This window comes from Sedimentibacter sp., from assembly GCF_033447055.1.
Classification (GTDB): domain Bacteria; phylum Bacillota; class Clostridia; order Tissierellales; family Sedimentibacteraceae; genus Sedimentibacter.
Genome location: NZ_JAWQJF010000078.1, coordinates 13,759 through 30,908 on the forward strand (window position 1 = coordinate 13,759; position 17,150 = coordinate 30,908).

The 17,150-nt window shown below is 34.8% G+C and carries 14 protein-coding genes, 1 tRNA gene and 1 other annotated feature (1 of these 16 running past the window's edge); of the genes, 4 read left to right on the forward strand and 11 right to left on the reverse strand.

The features are described from left to right. Positions 1 to 171: a binding site (T-box leader), on the reverse strand; it reaches 58 nt to the left of the window's first position. A gap of 111 nt (positions 172 to 282) precedes the next feature. Further along, on the reverse strand, positions 283 to 504 hold the full coding sequence (locus SA378_RS05190) for a hypothetical protein (protein WP_318524923.1): 222 nt from the start codon (positions 502 to 504) through the stop codon (positions 283 to 285). 174 nt (positions 505 to 678) lie between these two features. Between SA378_RS05190 and SA378_RS05195 the strand changes: the two genes are divergently transcribed. Beyond that, entirely contained in the window at positions 679 to 1,509 is an 831-nt protein-coding gene (locus SA378_RS05195; RefSeq protein ID WP_318524924.1) for a PHP domain-containing protein, read from the forward strand. A gap of 12 nt (positions 1,510 to 1,521) precedes the next feature. Here the strand turns inward: SA378_RS05195 and SA378_RS05200 are convergent, their stop codons facing one another. Both SA378_RS05200 and glpK read right to left on the reverse strand, forming a co-directional pair. Beyond that, a complete protein-coding gene (locus SA378_RS05200; protein ID WP_318524925.1) occupies positions 1,522 to 2,760 on the reverse strand; it encodes a Xaa-Pro aminopeptidase in 1,239 nt (412 codons plus the stop codon). A gap of 162 nt (positions 2,761 to 2,922) precedes the next feature. Further along, positions 2,923 to 4,407: a glycerol kinase GlpK gene (gene glpK, locus SA378_RS05205; RefSeq protein ID WP_318524926.1), complete on the reverse strand. Its 1,485-nt coding sequence runs from the start codon at positions 4,405 to 4,407 to the stop codon at positions 2,923 to 2,925. Positions 4,408 to 4,575: 168 nt separating this feature from the next. Between glpK and SA378_RS05210 the strand changes: the two genes are divergently transcribed. Then, positions 4,576 to 4,710 (forward strand): hypothetical protein, encoded by a 135-nt coding sequence (locus tag SA378_RS05210; protein ID WP_318524927.1) that lies wholly within the window; start codon positions 4,576 to 4,578, stop codon positions 4,708 to 4,710. 125 nt (positions 4,711 to 4,835) lie between these two features. Here SA378_RS05210 and SA378_RS05215 read toward each other — a convergent pair whose 3' ends face one another. Beyond that, positions 4,836 to 5,423 (reverse strand): HD domain-containing protein, encoded by a 588-nt coding sequence (locus SA378_RS05215; protein WP_318524928.1) that lies wholly within the window; start codon positions 5,421 to 5,423, stop codon positions 4,836 to 4,838. Between the two features lie 193 nt (positions 5,424 to 5,616). On the opposite strand from SA378_RS05215, the gene SA378_RS05220 reads away from it, so the two are divergent. Next, on the forward strand, positions 5,617 to 7,332 hold the full coding sequence (locus SA378_RS05220; protein ID WP_318524929.1) for a stalk domain-containing protein: 1,716 nt from the start codon (positions 5,617 to 5,619) through the stop codon (positions 7,330 to 7,332). Positions 7,333 to 7,418: 86 nt separating this feature from the next. On the opposite strand, the gene SA378_RS05225 is transcribed toward SA378_RS05220, so the two are convergent. Further along, positions 7,419 to 8,648 (reverse strand): S41 family peptidase, encoded by a 1,230-nt coding sequence (locus tag SA378_RS05225; RefSeq protein ID WP_318524930.1) that lies wholly within the window; start codon positions 8,646 to 8,648, stop codon positions 7,419 to 7,421. A gap of 211 nt (positions 8,649 to 8,859) precedes the next feature. Here SA378_RS05225 and SA378_RS05230 point away from each other — a divergent pair. Then, positions 8,860 to 8,932 (forward strand) — tRNA-Arg (locus SA378_RS05230). Between the two features lie 256 nt (positions 8,933 to 9,188). On the opposite strand, the gene SA378_RS05235 is transcribed toward SA378_RS05230, so the two are convergent. The 6 genes from SA378_RS05235 to SA378_RS05260 form a co-directional block, all read right to left on the reverse strand. Next, positions 9,189 to 9,581, reverse strand: coding sequence for a YkvA family protein (locus SA378_RS05235; protein WP_318524931.1), 393 nt, complete (start codon positions 9,579 to 9,581; stop codon positions 9,189 to 9,191). A gap of 363 nt (positions 9,582 to 9,944) precedes the next feature. Next, positions 9,945 to 12,134 carry a hypothetical protein gene (locus SA378_RS05240; RefSeq protein WP_318524932.1) on the reverse strand — a complete coding sequence of 730 codons (2,190 nt, stop codon included), beginning with the start codon at positions 12,132 to 12,134 and terminating at the stop codon, positions 9,945 to 9,947. A 53-nt stretch (positions 12,135 to 12,187) separates the two neighbouring features. Beyond that, entirely contained in the window at positions 12,188 to 13,129 is a 942-nt protein-coding gene (locus SA378_RS05245) for a hypothetical protein (protein ID WP_318524933.1), read from the reverse strand. A gap of 10 nt (positions 13,130 to 13,139) precedes the next feature. Continuing rightward, positions 13,140 to 14,549: a hypothetical protein gene (locus SA378_RS05250; protein ID WP_318524934.1), complete on the reverse strand. Its 1,410-nt coding sequence runs from the start codon at positions 14,547 to 14,549 to the stop codon at positions 13,140 to 13,142. Between the two features lie 4 nt (positions 14,550 to 14,553). Continuing rightward, positions 14,554 to 15,486, reverse strand: a complete 933-nt coding sequence (locus SA378_RS05255) for an SPASM domain-containing protein (RefSeq protein ID WP_318524935.1) — start codon at positions 15,484 to 15,486, stop codon at positions 14,554 to 14,556. A 151-nt stretch (positions 15,487 to 15,637) separates the two neighbouring features. Then, the gene (locus tag SA378_RS05260) at positions 15,638 to 16,498 is read right to left on the reverse strand and encodes a hypothetical protein (protein ID WP_318524936.1); all 861 of its coding nucleotides are present in this window, start codon (positions 16,496 to 16,498) and stop codon (positions 15,638 to 15,640) included. Between the last annotated feature and the right edge of the window lie 652 nt (positions 16,499 to 17,150).

The following is a 17,150-nucleotide window of genomic DNA, read 5'->3' on the forward strand; positions in this document are numbered from 1 at the left end:
TCAATAGGTCGTAGACCATGTATTATAACGTATACCAACCGTCCTACCCTAACAATTGCTCGGGTACAAAGCTCCAAGGCCATGTTCACTTATAAATCAATCCCCGGCTTCCACCTACCCCAGTTCTCTTTGTCATGATTTATAAATTACTCTTCTTTTCATCGCTTTACATATTATTGTTTTTCATATGTAAAACTATACATAAAAATCTCAATTTTGTCAATATATTTGTAAAAATCAACTTGTAAAACAACCCTGTTTAGTCTTATTACTTATGTTTATTTAAAATATAAGCTGTATACATTTAACAATCGCCACTATTACTCCTATAATTATTGCCGGAATAAGCAAAATTCCTATACCCAAAGGTATCAGCAACATTATAAGAAAAAAACCAATCACTGCTCCTAGGATTGTAAAAATTATTTTAAATAACACAATCCCTATATTTAGCGCTGCAACTATAAATATAAAAAATACAATAATTCCTATTAATAATTCCATCTTACATCTCCCATTTATTTTATTACTATATTTTATTCTAGCAACTACTATAATACACATAAATAATTCAAAATTAATTAATACATAATTAAAATATGATTAAAATAGCAAATATTATATTACAATTACGGAATGAAAATGATATAATACTATATAATACTTCAGGGGTAACTTATGATTGACTTACACATTCATTCAAAATATTCTGATGGAACAGATTCAATAGATGAAATAATTAAAATTGTAAAAGGAAAAAATATACCTGCTCTGTCTTTAACAGATCACGATACTACTTTTGGAGTAGCTGAAATGATAGATAAAGCTGAGATGGAAAATATTAAAGCAATTTCTGGTGTAGAAATTTCTTCTGTATCAAATGAACATTTGATACACGTACTCGGATATAACATAGATATAACAAACAAACAGTTACAGGATTTATTAAAAATAATAGGAAATTATTTCAACAAAACTTTTTTAGAACGCTACACCTGGCTTCAAAAAAATCACATTATAGATTTTGACTTGAATAAAATATTAAAATATTCAGATTTTAAACAATCATTAGCTTTATCAGACATTTTAAAAGCAATGATCGATGATGGAGCTCCTTATACTTTAAAAGACTGGCCAGAGTTTTTTAACAGCAAAATAAAACTTTATCCGGATCATCACTTTATTGAAAATTTTCCTGTTCATCCTTCTGAATCAGTTGAGGTAATCAAGCAAGCTGGTGGAATAGCTGTATTTGCTCACCCTGCCCGAATAGGAAATGCTGATTTAAGTGAAATGGAACTTCTTCTTCCTAGAGGTCTAGGTGGAGTTGAAGTATATTATCCTTATCATAATAAGGAATTAGTAGAACGCTATGAAAATTTTGCTAATGAACATGAATTAATAAAAACCGGTGGTACTGATTGGCACGGAAATGAATTAACCACGTGGAATGTTGAAATAGGAGACTACGGTGTAAATAGTCTTAAAATAATAGACCCCTCCTTTTAAGAGGGATCTATTTTATTTCATGAAATTTTCTATATCATTTACAGTTTTAATAATATCCTTTGATAAATTAACTATACCATTTTTAGTTACCCACACATCATCTTCTATTCTGATGCCAATACCTTCTTCTTTAATGTACAATCCGGGTTCAACCGTATAAACATTATTTTCCTGCATTATTTTGTCTCTTCTTCTCAAATCATGAACATCAAGACCAAGAGGATGACCTATGCTGTGGTAATAATATTTTTCAACCTCTGAATCATCTTTTATGATTTTCAAACTTTTTAAACCTTTTGCAAAATGTGCTTTTACCGCATCATTTACAGCCACTTCTGATGCTCCAACATACATTTCACCCATAGCCACATTTTGTGCTTCTAAAACTAGGTTGTAAATATCTTTTTGCCTCTGTGTAAATTTTCCGTTTGCAGGATATGTTCTACTAATGTCAGATGCATAATTATTTGCTAATGCCCCTAAATCCAGAAGTATCATCGTCCCATCCGCAATTTTTTGTTGAAGTTCTATGTAGTGAAGAATTACAGCCTTGGCTCCCGAAGCTCCTATAGTTTTAAAGCTTGGTTTTGTACCTCTGAGCATAAGCTGATATTCAAAATCTGCCTTAACCTGGTACTCATATTTTCCTGGTTTTAAATTTTTCATTACAAATTCTAAAGATTCCTTTGTATATCCAATTGCAGTTTTGATTTCGTTTATTTCTTCTTCTGATTTTGTACTTCTTAATTCAGTCATTATATCAAGAGAACTCTTAATATTAACAGCCGGATATTGGTTTCTAATCCAATGGGCAAGGCTTCTGTAACTGTCATAAGGTTCATCCTTGTCAGTAATATAAGAAAAAATATACACTTGATCAGGTCTATCTGAAGAAGAAAGCTTTTTGGCAAACTGAGTCATGAATTCATCTCTGATTTCAATTGTTTTAACTCCTGAAACTTCTGCAGCTTCTTCTTTTCTCATGAAAATTCCAAACCATTTTTCATAATATTCATCAACAGGAGGTATGTATAATGCTTCTGTTACTTTCCCTGCTATTTTATTAATAATCAAAACCATGTCTTCTCTGTCTATTCCTGTAAGATAAAAAAAGCTCCTATCCACAGAAAAATCATATTCCTGGTCAGCACTTTCTCTTGGTGCTTTTCCTGAAAAAAACACCGCTGTAGAGTAATCTTCCATTTTTTCTGCAAATTTTGCTCTGTTGTTGATAAAAAAGTTTTTATTCATAATATTTTTTAATCCTCCATTTAGTGATTTAAAGTGATTTGATTTATAACGCAGTCGAGTTCACCAATTTATCTGCTCTCTTCGTTCGCATAAATTTGGAATTCGTTGCGGTTGACCTACCATCCATTTTTCAGAAAAACCACTCTGAAAAATGGGGTTAGGTCATACCCATAATTTAGATCTGTCAACTGCCCTTTTCCAGCCTCTGTAAAGTTTGTTTCTTTTCTCTTCATCCATTTGCGGCTTAAACTTTTTATTGATGCTCCAGTTTTGAGCTATCTCGCCCTTTGACTTCCAAAATCCCACAGCAAGCCCTGCTAAATACGCAGCTCCCAATGCAGTAGTTTCTGTCACTTCAGGCCTTTCTATATTTACATTTAAAATATCAGACTGAAACTGCATCAAAAAATTGTTGGCTGTAGCTCCGCCGTCGACCTTTAATGCTGTCAAATTTATTCCAGAATCTTCAATCATTGCTTCAATGACATCCTTAGTTTCGTATGCAATGGATTCAAGAGTTGCCCTTATAATGTGATTTCTGTTGACACCTCTTGTAAGTCCTACAATTGCACCTCTTGCATACATATCCCAATATGGCGCTCCCAAGCCTGTAAAGGCAGGCACTACATAAACTCCATTGCTGTTTTTAACCTTATTAGCAAAATATTCAGAATCTGCAGCATCATGAATTATTTTAAGCTCATCCCTAAGCCATTGAATTGCAGCTCCGGCTACAAATATTGAACCTTCTAAAGCATATTCAACTTTGTTGTCAACGCACCATGCTATGGTAGTTAAAAGACCTTTGTTGGATTTAACAATTTTTTCACCTGTGTTCATGAGCATGAAACAACCGGTACCATAAGTGTTTTTTACCATACCTTCCTGAAAACACAATTGTCCAAAAAGTGCTGCCTGTTGGTCTCCTGCTATACCCGCAATGGGAATTTCAACACCAAAAACATCTTTATTTGTTGTTTCATAAAACTCGGATGATTGTTTTACCTCTGGCAATATTGATATTGGAACATTCAAAGCACTTAATATTTTCTCATCCCAATCAAGATTTCTTATGTTGTAAATCATTGTTCTCGAAGCATTGGAATAATCGGTTATATGAACTTTTCCTCCGGTCAGGTTCCATACAAGCCAAGTATCCATAGTACCAAACAATATGTCACCTGCTTCGGCTTTTTCCCTAACTCCCGGCACGTTGTCCAAAATCCACTTAATTTTTGTTCCGGAAAAATATGCATCAATCACTAATCCTGTATTTTCCATTATGTACGACTCTAAACCGGACTTCTTCAATTCATCGCATATTTCAGCAGTCTGCCTGCTCTGCCATACAATTGCATTGTAAACCGGATTACCTGTGTTTTTATCCCACAGCACAGTAGTTTCTCTTTGATTCGTAATTCCTATAGAAGCAATTTCATCAGCATTGATGCCTTTTATGGTTTCCCTTGCCGCACTTAATTGAGTTTCCAAAATTTCTAAAGGGTTGTGCTCAACCCACCCCGGTTTAGGATATATTTGCTTAAACTCCTTTTGTGATAAACTTACAATTGCTCCATTTCTGTCAAAAAGAATAGCTCGTGAACTTGTAGTGCCTTGATCTAATGCAAGAATATATTTTTTATCCATAGCTCTCCCCTTAATAATACATTTTCATGACAAATAAAATAATTCACTTCTAACTGCATATTAATAACTAATACTATTATATACTCATAAAATTAAATATTCAATGCTATAACCAAAAAAAGAAACAATCAGTGCTTGTAGCTTCAACTGACGTACAAGAAATATGGAATGAAAGCTACAATGACTATGGATATTTTAAATGTTAATGCAGCAAAAGACTTTGAAATTCCTGAAGAAGCACTAAATGCACCTGATGCTACTGAAATGATGGAAGAACCTTCCACTGAAACAGTAACTGAATAAATAAAATGCTAATAAATGGGAGGGCCTTGTGCTCTCCTATTTATTTGTAAATCTTTATAAGATATAAATTATGACATCGTCATTTTGAGACGAAGTCGTGGTTTGTCAATAGTCTGAATACTGATTTATTCCGCATCCTTCTTTTGCAGATATTCATCGCACATATTTCTTAACTTATCAACAACTTCAATATTTCCTGAATTTGATTTTCCCATCATGTCCGCTCTTATTAATTCAAGCATGTCATCCAATCGTTCTTCTCCAACAGAATCAATAAATTTTTTTATACCCTTTTCTTTAACATTTGCAACTATTTCTTTTATATAATGATACTTAATAAGCGTTCTAACATTCATGATAAAATCATTGTCATATCCTAGTCTTTCAAGTATTATTTCGCTTTCTTCCGCTGACTTAATGTGGTGACCGTAGAAATGTCCTCTCCCTTTTTCATCAATTGTAAAGCAATCAGGTTTGCTTATGTCATGAAGAAGTGCTGCCATTCTTAAATTTAAATTTGGCTTTATGCTGTCAAGCACAGCCATTGTGTGATCCAAAACATCTTTGTCGTGGTATGGAGTTTGCTGGTCGAATCCTTTTAATTTCGTTAATTCGGGAATTATATTGTTTATTTCACCGGATTCAATCAGTTCATATATGCTATTTGAAGGTTTTTCCTCTAGTAATATATCGTTTAAAATATTTTTATACATAATTTCTCCTTTTATGAAACTTTTTCTATTTAAATTACGTCTTAGTATTAATGAGCAGTACTATTATAAATATAATTATAATACAATAAAATATATTTTCTTTCAATAAGTTGACAAGAATATTTTTAAGCTCTTTAATTATTCCAAGAAATAGTATATAATTAGTGTTATGAACAAACAGGAAGGTGATGAAATGAAAAAAACCATTTTTAAAACAACCATGGGCATTATGTTAATTTCAGCAATTGTTTTTACATCAGATGCATATGGCGCTACTTACGATGCCGGCAATTTTAGCGAACTGGAAAATGTTTTATTTGAACAAATGAAAAAATACAATCAAAATTTTGATATTAAGTATACAGGATCTTTGGATAATATAGAAGAAACATTGCAAAATGTTTTAAATAAAGATTCATATTTAAATTCTAACATTAAATCTGTAGGATGGGAAATTTCAGGAACTTCAAGATTAAGCAACATAAATGTTGATGTGGACTATATAATGACAGCGACTAAAAGATTAGAAGCCGATAAAAAAATCGACAGTATTTTGGCTGATATTATACTTCCATATATGAATGATCATGAAAAGGTTAAAGCCGTTCATGATTACATTGTGTTAAATGGTAAGTACGATACAAGCCTTCAGTATTATTCAGACTATGATCTGCTCACAGAAGGCACATCTGTATGCAACGGATATGCACTTTTAACATACAACATGCTGAATAAACTTAATATTCCAGTTAAATTGGTTACAGGTACAGGCAATGGAGAACTACACATATGGAATATGGTTAAGCTTGGGAATTATTGGTTCCACTTGGACACAACTTGGAATGACCCGCTGCCTGATAACAATACAATTTCATATGATTATTATATGCTTACAGAAAAAGAAATTTTAAAAGATCATACCATAAATGAAAATATTGTTATTCCAAAATCAACTGTAAGATATTATGATTATCTTAAAGAATTATCCTATGAAAAATTGTTGATGGAAACAGGTCTTGATATTTATAACGCTGAAAATACAGCCCTGACAGAAAATGGCCTAAGCACAATACTTGAAAACAAAATAAATTATCATCCATTAAAGATTTCTGTCAGAATCAGTAAGTCTCTGTCTCAAGAAAGCGTAAACAATGCCATGTCAGATTTGTTTAAATACGATTTTATTTCTGAAATAGCATATGGGCAACTTGACAGCGATGCTACAGGCGAATGCAACATTTTAAATTTATATGTTAAATATAAAGAAACTCCAGACAGCATTGCATTTGATTTTTCAGATAAAGTGTATAATACTGCAACAAAAGTAAATTTCAACGTTTACGCTTTGTATGGAAGCAAAAAAGCCAATATAACAAAAAATGTTTTACTTTATCCTTATGATGAAAATGATTTAAATATTTCAAATAATACTTTGACTTTTAAGGATTCAGGAAGTTACAACTTGCTTTTTGAATTTCAGGGAATAAAAGAAACAGCTGCCATTACAGCAGTAAATTCAAAAGCATTTGAATATATTACAGATAAGAAACCGTTAAAACCTGTAAACGTAAAAGTTTATGACCAGTATATAGAGTTCAGTTCAATTAATCAATGGCCGTTTATCGAAAACGGAAGAACAATGGTTCCATTAAGGGCAGTGTTTGAAGTTTTAAACTGCAATGTAAATTGGAATGAGAATACTAACACAGCTGTTATAGAAAAAGGTTCAACAAAGATTTTAATTCCGGCAAACAGCAGTACAGCATATATAAACGGAACTGCCAAAAGATTAGACACACCAGCAAAAATCGTAAATAACCGCATAATGGTTCCATTGAGATTCATCAGTGAAGCAATTGACAAAACAGTTATTTGGGATGATGCAGAAAAAAATGTATTGATTTATTAATTTGAATTTTTAATACCTTAATAACAATATATTGAACACAAAAAGAGGCAGCTATTTTTTATATAGACTTGCCTCTTTTTTATTTATTAATTTACTTTTTCTCTTAATACTTCAACAGCCTTTTGCAGCTGATTGTCTGTCTCGTAAAACTCAACTCCGTATCCTGCCGCATCTTCAGGTAACAATATTTCAATATCCGGCTCTATTCCTATCCCGTGAATATTAATTCCATTAGGAGTGAAGTATTCAGATACTGTCATTTTAATGCCTTCACCTTCATTGCCAAATCTTTGTACCCTTTGAACAATTCCTTTTCCAAAAGATTTAGTTCCTATAAGGGTAGCCCTTTGTGTATCCTTCAAGGCACCAGCCATTATTTCAGAAGCACTTGCGCTTCCTTCATTTATTAACAGAACTATCGGTAAGTTTTCAGCATCATTGTCAGACTTGAAATACTCAATTTCTCCGGCCTTTGTCTTAGTATATGTCACAACGCCTTCACCCATAAACATATCAGAAATAGCAACAGTGGCATCTATAATTCCACCCGGATTATATCTCAAATCTATTACTAAACTCTTCATTCCTTGAGTTTTTAAGTCTTCATAAGCAACTTTAAAATCATCTGCTGTTTGCATATCAAAAGTTGTTATTCTGATATATCCAATATTATTTTCAAGCATTGCCGGCTTTATAGTTTTTATTCTTATTTTTTCTCTATTAATAACTACTTCGGAAATTTCCTGGCCACCTTCAGTGTTTTCTCTTTCTATTGTCAAAGTAACACTGGTACCAGGCATACCCTTCATTATATTAACCGCCGCGTCAATCTGGTCTGCAGTATATTCAGTACCGTTAATTCTTATTATTTTGTCACCTGTTTTAAGTCCCGCCTTTTCTGCCGGTGTATCTTCTATCGGTGAAACAATTAATATTTTATCATCATCACTTGCTGTTATGTAGACACCTATACCTTCATACGAACCTTCTGTATCCTGCATTAGTGCAGCAAAATCTTCTTCTGACAAATATTGGGTATATGGATCTCCCAATGCTTTAAGAGTTCCTTCCAATGCGCCTTCGAGCATTACATCCTCTTCAGCCTCATATAAAAAATCATTTCTTGCAATTTGCATAACACTTTCTTGCTTTGCATACTTGTCGTACATATCCTTCATTTGGGTGTATGTTTCTTCCGATATAACTACCTTTTGCCCTATTTCAACTAAAAATACATTTCCTAGTGACATAGTAAGAAAAGCCGTCACAAAAACAACCACGATAATCGTAAGAATATACTTTTTTTTAGATACCATATACTCACTCCCGATAATTAATGTTAAGCTCTAAATTTAAGCGCTTATATTTATTTATATGCCATGTTGTACAATTTTATCCTAATAAAATAATTCACCATACTATAAACATACATTTGTCATTATAGCACAATTTATAAATAAATAAAATATTTTTATTTTTTTTAGCTATTGAAAAAACCTTCTGTTTGTACTATAATTTATTAGTCGTGGGCCATTAGCTCAGGGGATAGAGTGGCAGACTTCGAATCTGTTCGTCGGGGGTTCGAATCCCTCATGGCTCATCATGTATACGATTTGATAAGTTAAAAGTGACAACACTTTGACAACAATCCAATATTTTTCAAGTAAAAAGAACTGTCTATTAAGGCAGTTCTTTTAGGTGTCCTAGGGACGGGGTTATTGTAAAACAAAAAGAGCCTGCATTGCAAGCTGTGTCTTTCAGAAATAATCATTATAATTTCTTTATAGTTATATTATTGCCAGCTAAAAACATTAGCTATAAACATTAGCTATAAACATTAGCTATAAACATTATTTTTAATAACTTTCTTTCCAAACCTTATATTTATCTATATCACTCTTCACTTGCTTAATAACTAATCCTAATACAAGGGCATCATCAACCAAACCACCTGGAATAAAATCTGGTATAATATCTACTGGAGAAACAAAATATAAAAGTCCTATTATTATTACAACTATAGAACCAACTGGTATCGCTTTATATTCTCCGCTTATCCAGTCTTTAACCATACCAAAAAGTAACTGAATATTGTACCATATCTCCTCAAGTGGACCTTTCTTCTTTTCCAAATCATTAGCTTTCTTTGCTGCATCTCTAAGTAATTTACTAGTTTTCTCTTTATCACCAGCATATTCTTTAGCTTTTTTACCAAACATTTTACTGATGTCATCAAAATTAATATCCAAAATTTCCCTCCATGTTAAATGTCATTATATAGAAGATACTATAACATTTTGTGACATTTTTTTCAATGTTAAAAGGTAAGTTACAGCACTGAAAGGTAAATCTTTTTGTAACTGCCTGATTTCAGAATAATCTTATCTGAAAAATGTTATCCACATAAAAGCTTTAATTTGAATGTTTTGTCCACAGTATAATGTTATAGGTATCCAATTTCCTTTTTTTGTGCAAGATGTCATAGGGACGGATGTCATAGGGACGGGGTTATTGTCATATCACATTTCTAAATTTCTATTCCGTCCCCTTAACATACCTCGCAAACTATAAAAGAGCTCAAAATATGAGCTCTAATAATTTGATAAATATTATTATCTCTGAACAGACATTTTATAGATACCGGAGCTAGTTAGTTCTTCAGATTTGTCTGTTACTGTGGGATTATCACCCCAAAATTCAGTTCCAGCCTGGTCGATGGAATGGTACTGTAGTTTTGTGTACCCAGATCTACTCGATTTCATCTGTGCGGTGAATACAACAGCTTCACCATCTCCTGATATGTTGATAGTACCTTCCACCATATCATCATAGTTGTAGTTTGTAATGTATTCCTTGGTTTCTCCTTCCATTGCAGCAAGTGGACTTTTTTCCTTTCGTCTAAACTGGAACAACCCGCTAAAGTTGGCAGTTCCTGAAAGGGTGTCGGGGTCAATCTTTCCGTTTATAACAAACCCGGAAACTTCGCTGGTAAATGTGTTGTTCCCTTCACCTCCGCTGGCAGTTGCGTAATCCACCTCTGCAGTAAATGTGCCGTCCTGCTCAACTTTGATTACATCTGCACCCCTCAAGGCCGCATGAAGTCCTAGTTGGATTATCTTTGATTTATCTCCTCCCTCATACTTGAGACCAGTTAGTTCATCACCAAGTACAATTTCTACGGTAGGAGGAGTAACCTTGAATTCGATGCTTCTTACAGGTTCATCCTTTTCCAAATCTGCATCCGGTTCGAAGATATCCAGTTTGTTTGGAGCACCTGCATACATGTGACCATATAGTGTAAAGGTTGTAGAAATGGATCCGTCATCTTTGAATTTACCGGTCCAGTTGTCAACCTCAGCTTCCTCATTAAGAGGAGAAAATCTTGCAATATAATTAGCATAAGTTTTCTTATCGTCCTTGACGCTGAATGAAACAACAGTGTTAAGATAATCTGTGAGATCTTTGTATTCGTTTCTTAGTTTTCTTTCATTTTCCATATTTATTTTAAGAGCAATCTGGTTGAATACCCCTGGGAGTATTTCGTTATATAGAATTGAGCGCCTCTCCTGGTTCAGTGAATTCTGAAGTTCCTGGTTCAGACCAGCTCCTCCGCCAGTCCAGGCCATTCTTTCCCTAGCCTCTGAGACATAGTAGTCAACTCCTAGTTTGTTGGTACCAGTCCAAAATTCATTGCAGTGCTCGGTAACGATTCTATCTACTTCTTCCTTTATTTTGTCCTGAGTCATGTTTGGATCGCTAAACATTGGATAAAAAGTGTTGTACCAATAATCAGAGCCCTTGTAGCCATCTTCTTTCTTCATGTAGTAAATGGAATAGGCATCTCTGTAGATATCTGCACGTCCCTCAATGGCAGCGGTGCCAAACTTGTTAATTGCATAGTCGACAATGGCAACAGAGGCCATTCCGGCTGATAGAACTGAATTGCTCAACTTTGAAACTACCTTGCCCATCACGTATGTATAGGAAGTCTTCATGGATCCAACCAAGGCATCATTAATCTTCCCATTGTAGATATTCGTACCTATCTGTACCACTGATACAAGGAGTCCAATGCTGCCAAGGTGGTCTCCTACGGAAGAAAGGACATCATCACCATATGCCAGGTAGCCTGCGCTTTGGACCATATTTCCCAAAAAATCACCACCAAGCTGCAATGCATCTCCTGCTGCATTTGAACCGATTTCAATGCACTGGGCTGCGGGAACACCGCCTATTGAGAATTCTTCAACAGCTGCAAGAAAGTCCTCATCATCGCCTTCTCCATAAAGACCAAGGAACTGGATTTTGGCTCTTCTACTGCCCTCTCCTGAAACAGAAAAAACACCGTACTTGGAAAGGTGATCCGTAAGAATCAGCACAGATTTACTCTGTGGGTTGTATCTGAATGCCACTGGTTCCCATGTTGAGGTTTGTTCATTGAAATATGCCGCTCCTGGAATCTCACCTTCATTAATTTCCAGAGGAATTGTAATTTCCACTACTCCTGGAAATTCGGATACACCCTCAGCTGTGAAATCGTAAACCAGAAGATCTATACCGCTCTCCTCATCCAAAGCAGGTGCGCCTGAAATGGTTGATATCCGAGCATTTGCTCCTTCAGGAAGATTTACTGGATCAAATGCAATCTTAACACCCTGTGATTCAAGAGATGTATTCTCTTGGTCAAGAATACCTTCAATGAGCAGTTTTTCATCTGCTTCAGCTGGTTTACTATCTCCACAGCCAGTTAGCGTCATTAGCATTGATATTACTAGGATTAAGGAAATAATTCTGTTTTTCATTGCTAGCTCTCCTTTATTTTATTATAGAACGCTTAATATTCTAATCCACTTTTTTATATAATATTAGGTTTTTCTGATAGTACGGTTGAAAGTAATGTTTGGGCGTTTAATGATGACATGCACTCTAGGAATATCTTATTGTCAGATTTTTCAAGGTAAACAACATCAAGAGGACCTGCCTGTATTAAAAGGAAATTTGACCTAAACAATTTGTCATCTTTGACTTGTCCAACTATCACTTCAATAATATTTTCTATTACCAAGAAATTACCGGCAAATAAAAGTGCATCACCTTGTAGCATATAAAATTCTTCTTCCCTTTTAATTAAGCCTTTAGATATCAATGAATTCAGTATTTCTTCAACCTTTTCAATGGTAAATTTCTCAAAACCACTGTTTAGCACAAAGACATGGTATGAAAGACTTTGTGAATTGGCTCTAATATTGTTCACCGAATTCAATATATCCTGTTTTTTAAATCCCGGACAAACGAAAACCTCTTCTGCCGCATAAGCTTTTAAAACTTCTCTCTTATAGAGATCAGCAATCACGGCAAAAGTAAGCACATCAGCTGCATCTTCGTCAAGAGAAAGATCGCTGCCTGTCAATTTGCTGCTTCCCATAAAATCCTTTAGATATTCTACCATTCCGTAAGGATTAGACGGCATATTGATAACCGCTTCATCAGCTTTATAAATTAAAGAAACCTTCTCATCTTTTTTAGTCAAAATAGTTTTCTTGGCCATAACCGGTCCTCTTGAGAAAACTACCTGAATATATCCGTCAGCACCAGAAAGGATGTCCAACATTGGAAAATAATCAGCTTTAACATTGTTATCTTCACCGATGACACCAATATCAATCAGTCTCTTTTTATCACCAGCCGTAAACTCTTCTTCTTGAGATAACTTGAAAGGTGAAATAAGCGAATTATCACCAAAGGCTTTACCCAGCCAGTTTAAATCTCTGTTTTTTAATGTTAACTCTTTATTCATCATCCGCCTCCTACATTTCTATCTTCAAGTCACCAAAGACAAAACCCTCGCCTTTGGGCAGATTTTTTACCTGATTAATAGTGTTATTTTTTATGGAATCTTTAATGCTGTCTTTAAGAAAATCCTTTATGGTAGGATTGCCACCTGCCACTCCTTTAAGAATCTCTTTGCCTGAATATTTGCCAAAATCAATATCCCTGGCCGAATTTGGCAAAAACTTATTTGTTAAGCGATCCCCTGCTGCATCAACACCAGCTTTTTGTGCCCCTTTTAACATTCCAGAAGTTATATCTTCACCTTTCTGATATGAATCCACAGCCCCTTGGCTTACTTCAGAAGTTAAACCTATACCATCTTTAGCCCATTGATTTTCAGTAAATTCCTTGGCCAAATCACCAGCTCCTTTAATTGTACCCTTTATAATATGGGAAGTTGCATTGGCCGGGTCCGCCATAGCCTCTCCTGCTCCTCCCGCAAACCCTTTGGTAAAAACATACGTCTTCTTGATTGCCTTACCTGCAGGTCCGGTAACTTTTTCCAGAACATCAACTCCTATATCAGCACCCGTCTGAACGACTTCTGCTGTTTTCAAATAATTATCGGCGGTATTGGCATATTTAAGATATTCCTTGCTCTCTTCCTTCCATGCCTCTATATTTCTCTCGATGATCTCTTTTTTCTTTCTGTCCATCTTTTCTTTTCTTAAATCTTGTACCATCTGCTCATATTTCTCATCTATTTCTTTGAGTTTTTCCGTTATAACTTTGCTGGGGCCGATATCCTCCCTTTGCTGGGGTTTATAATTATATTCTATACCCTCTTTTTGTAAAGTCTGTTCCAAATCTTTTTCTCTGGCCTTATACATTTCCAGCTGGCTTTCAGCTTCCTTAATATCATACCCTGCTTTACCGTATCCACGTATAGTCGCATCAATCATTTCAATCTGTTCCCTGGCGTTTTTCAGGTCTTCCTTCTGACGTTCTATCCAATCCTTTTTACATTCCGCTTCCGCTTCCTTGGTTAGTTTTTCCAGTTCTTTTTGAAACTCATAGTTTTCAGCTTCCTGCTTCTTATTCTTCAGGTATTCTATATAGTCTTGATACTGTTTTTGTGCCTTCTCGTAATCTTCTCCCTCTAATGTACCTTTGGTATCTTCCCATTCCTTCTCGTATTCCTCAATCTCTGATTCAAACTTTTCCATTTTTTTATTATAGTCAACGTCTGAACGTGAAAAACTATCGGGATCAAAATCCCTGTCAGGACCTAAATTATCGCTCGTAATACCACCTCCGCCGCTTCCTAATCCTGAAGCTGCCTCTGCCGCTGCCATAGACGCTCCGATGCCTAACGCCGAAAGAATGGCCGTTATGATTCCAGTAGCTGAAGCAGCGCCAAAACTTGTACTGCTGGAATTTGTCACAAAATCATTTCTTATTTTCATTATTTCCCTCCTGATATTTATGGCATAAAACTATCTCTCTTTTAATCGGACATCCGCCAAGACATTTTGATTTTTGAGAACAATTGGGGCAAGCTGTCTTAAGTACCGTCCTGAATGCCTCGAAAGGTCTGCTCTCCCAAGCTTCCTCTATTGTATGTCCCTTAAGGTCGTAACTCCATTTCATTTCCTGATCAAAACTACAAGGAGTCATCTTTAGATCAGGAGTTATATATGCGCTATATCTTGCCCCTTCACATGTATCTATAGAATCCGGATGAATATTCGGGCTGTAATTTATCAGTCCCGGAACACAGCAGCTGTCGAAACCAGCCATTTCACAATATTTTTCTTCATTAAACAAACCAAAAAATTCTCTGACTTTCGGGTCAGATGCATTTAAAACATTGCTGCTCGTGCCCAACCCAACCGGTTTATGCAAAAGAAAGATTATTCTGTTGATTCCTTCCGGCAAAAGATGTTCGGTCAGTAAATGGTAAGCCTCATTGATAGAATTATTGCCCAGAACAAAGTGAATATTGGTTTTAACCCCTTTATCCACTAAAAGTTTGATAGCTTCTAAAGTGTATTGCGACCGGTACCAGCTAACTGCCACAGCCCCGCAATATTTTTTCATTAAATCCGCTTTTTCGGGCGTCAAACCGAATCCCGAAGTTGTCATATTTGGCACAATATCGTTTTCTCTTGAGTAACTGAGAATAGCCTCAAAATGCTCGTGCATCTCCGGATCTCCCCTTCCGCCAAGAGCAATCTGAAACATTTTTCCCTTGCACTGGTCGACTATCCAACAGTAATCTTCTAAAGTCATATTTGGCTCTTTTTTATGTAACCCATCCTGGTAACACTCTACTCCGGCTTTTACACATAGCCCGCTGGCGCCGTGTACGCAATGCCCCATTATACCCACATCAAGCAGATGGGGAAAAGATCCACGAAAAGGATCCCGACCGCTGTCCTTACCTTCGTCATCAATAATGCCGGTTCGGTAATAAAAACCGGAATCTAAATCAAAGCTATAAGCGAATCTAAATCGATCGTCTCTTACTGTCCTAAACTCGATTTTCTTTCACCCCTTTATTATTGTTGAAAATCAATATAAATCCTATGGCAACCAGAATTCCTCCTAATATATAACCTCCAAAATCCAATTTTATAAATGCAAAAATTGTATTGGAAATAAGCCCGAGAATATATCCCGAAATCAAGACATAAATTTGATTTTCCGAAATCGCTCCGGTATTTTTGAAGAAATCCGTAAAATCCTTATAAAATAATTTAATTGAAGTAAAAAGCAATCCTTTTTTTCCTTTGGAAAGAGTATTAATAATGGCTATTGCCAGAACAAGGCAGACTGCGATTTTGTCTATGCGGTTATTTCTGGATAAGAAATTAGCAGTGACAAAACCCAGACCGATTCCAATCAACAGAAAATAATTTGTAAATCTTCCTAATGATAACTTCGCTTCCTTGAAATCAATTGGAAGTCGACGAAAATCACTCATCACCTTAGAAAAGCCTTCGCTTCTTACTCTTCTAAACAGAGTTTTACCAACAGTAAAAATCACTACCCAATAAACCGTGCGTGGAATAATACTGTTGTAAGAAGACGTTAAAAAAATCAAGAACAATAACAAAGTTCTTAAGAAACCAGGTAAAAAGTATGTAGACAGTGATTCCAACACAATATTGACAACTGTAACTATAGCTAATGGAATGAGTACTGTCTTTGATAATTGGGGTAGATTGCGTCCTCCTTCGACTAATAAGTGGAAAATAAGTTGCCATGAATGTTCATAGCTGTCAAAATTATTGGTGTCATGGATACTTTTTTTACTGATTTCCGGCAGATCGACTTTAGGGCTTACTGTAAGGCTTTTGGGGATTTTAGGTATTCCAATGTAGTTATCCATATAATTCTCCTTTCATGTTATTTTTCATTTTAATATTGCCTAAAACTTTGCTACAGTATTGCATTATATTTCTATATAAATTTCAATGTAGAATTAAAATTCTTATGTTAACGATTTAGTACACCAATGAATTATTTAATGTATCTTTTTATTTTTCATAAAGCCTCCTCCTGTTATTTCAACAAAGGACAATTGCACCTGAAACAATAATCGTCCTCAATGTTGTTTAAACTTCCGCATGCAAGCAACCAATAAAAAAACAAGGAAAATACAAGGACAGAAAATTCCGTTCATTTAAATTAAAAATATTTTTCTTGCTTTCTTTATTTGTTATAAAAAACACCCACAGTAACAATAGTTAATTATATATTTATTTTTCTAATTATACTTTATAATCAACCAAAAAACAACAATAAATAATACCGGAAATATACGTTTGCAAGAAATTTTTCATTGGTTATTCCCATGCAGAATCCATTCGAAAACTGAATAAGACGGTTTCCAAGTAAAAAGCTATTTCACTAAATTTATTTCCAAGGATTAGGTATTATGTTATAATAACAAATAAATAAATCTACAATGAGAGGTAAATGATGATTCAAGATATAGAGCCAAGAATATTTGATAATAAATTTAAAAATAAAAAAGCAGA

Excerpts from the sequence above, each read along its gene's own strand:
- SA378_RS05190 (WP_318524923.1), bottom strand. The coding sequence starts at position 504 with ATGGAATTATTAATAGGAATTATTGTATTTTTTATATTTATAGTTGCA.
- SA378_RS05195 (WP_318524924.1), top strand. The coding sequence starts at position 679 with ATGATTGACTTACACATTCATTCAAAATATTCTGATGGAACAGATTCA.
- SA378_RS05200 (WP_318524925.1), bottom strand. The coding sequence starts at position 2,760 with ATGAATAAAAACTTTTTTATCAACAACAGAGCAAAATTTGCAGAAAAA.
- glpK (WP_318524926.1), bottom strand. The coding sequence starts at position 4,407 with ATGGATAAAAAATATATTCTTGCATTAGATCAAGGCACTACAAGTTCA.
- SA378_RS05210 (WP_318524927.1), top strand. The coding sequence starts at position 4,576 with ATGAAAGCTACAATGACTATGGATATTTTAAATGTTAATGCAGCAAAA.
- SA378_RS05215 (WP_318524928.1), bottom strand. The coding sequence starts at position 5,423 with ATGTATAAAAATATTTTAAACGATATATTACTAGAGGAAAAACCTTCA.
- SA378_RS05220 (WP_318524929.1), top strand. The coding sequence starts at position 5,617 with ATGAAAAAAACCATTTTTAAAACAACCATGGGCATTATGTTAATTTCA.
- SA378_RS05225 (WP_318524930.1), bottom strand. The coding sequence starts at position 8,648 with ATGGTATCTAAAAAAAAGTATATTCTTACGATTATCGTGGTTGTTTTT.
- SA378_RS05240 (WP_318524932.1), bottom strand. The coding sequence starts at position 12,134 with ATGAAAAACAGAATTATTTCCTTAATCCTAGTAATATCAATGCTAATG.
- SA378_RS05245 (WP_318524933.1), bottom strand. The coding sequence starts at position 13,129 with ATGAATAAAGAGTTAACATTAAAAAACAGAGATTTAAACTGGCTGGGT.
- SA378_RS05255 (WP_318524935.1), bottom strand. The coding sequence starts at position 15,486 with ATGGGGCATTGCGTACACGGCGCCAGCGGGCTATGTGTAAAAGCCGGA.
- SA378_RS05260 (WP_318524936.1), bottom strand. The coding sequence starts at position 16,498 with ATGGATAACTACATTGGAATACCTAAAATCCCCAAAAGCCTTACAGTA.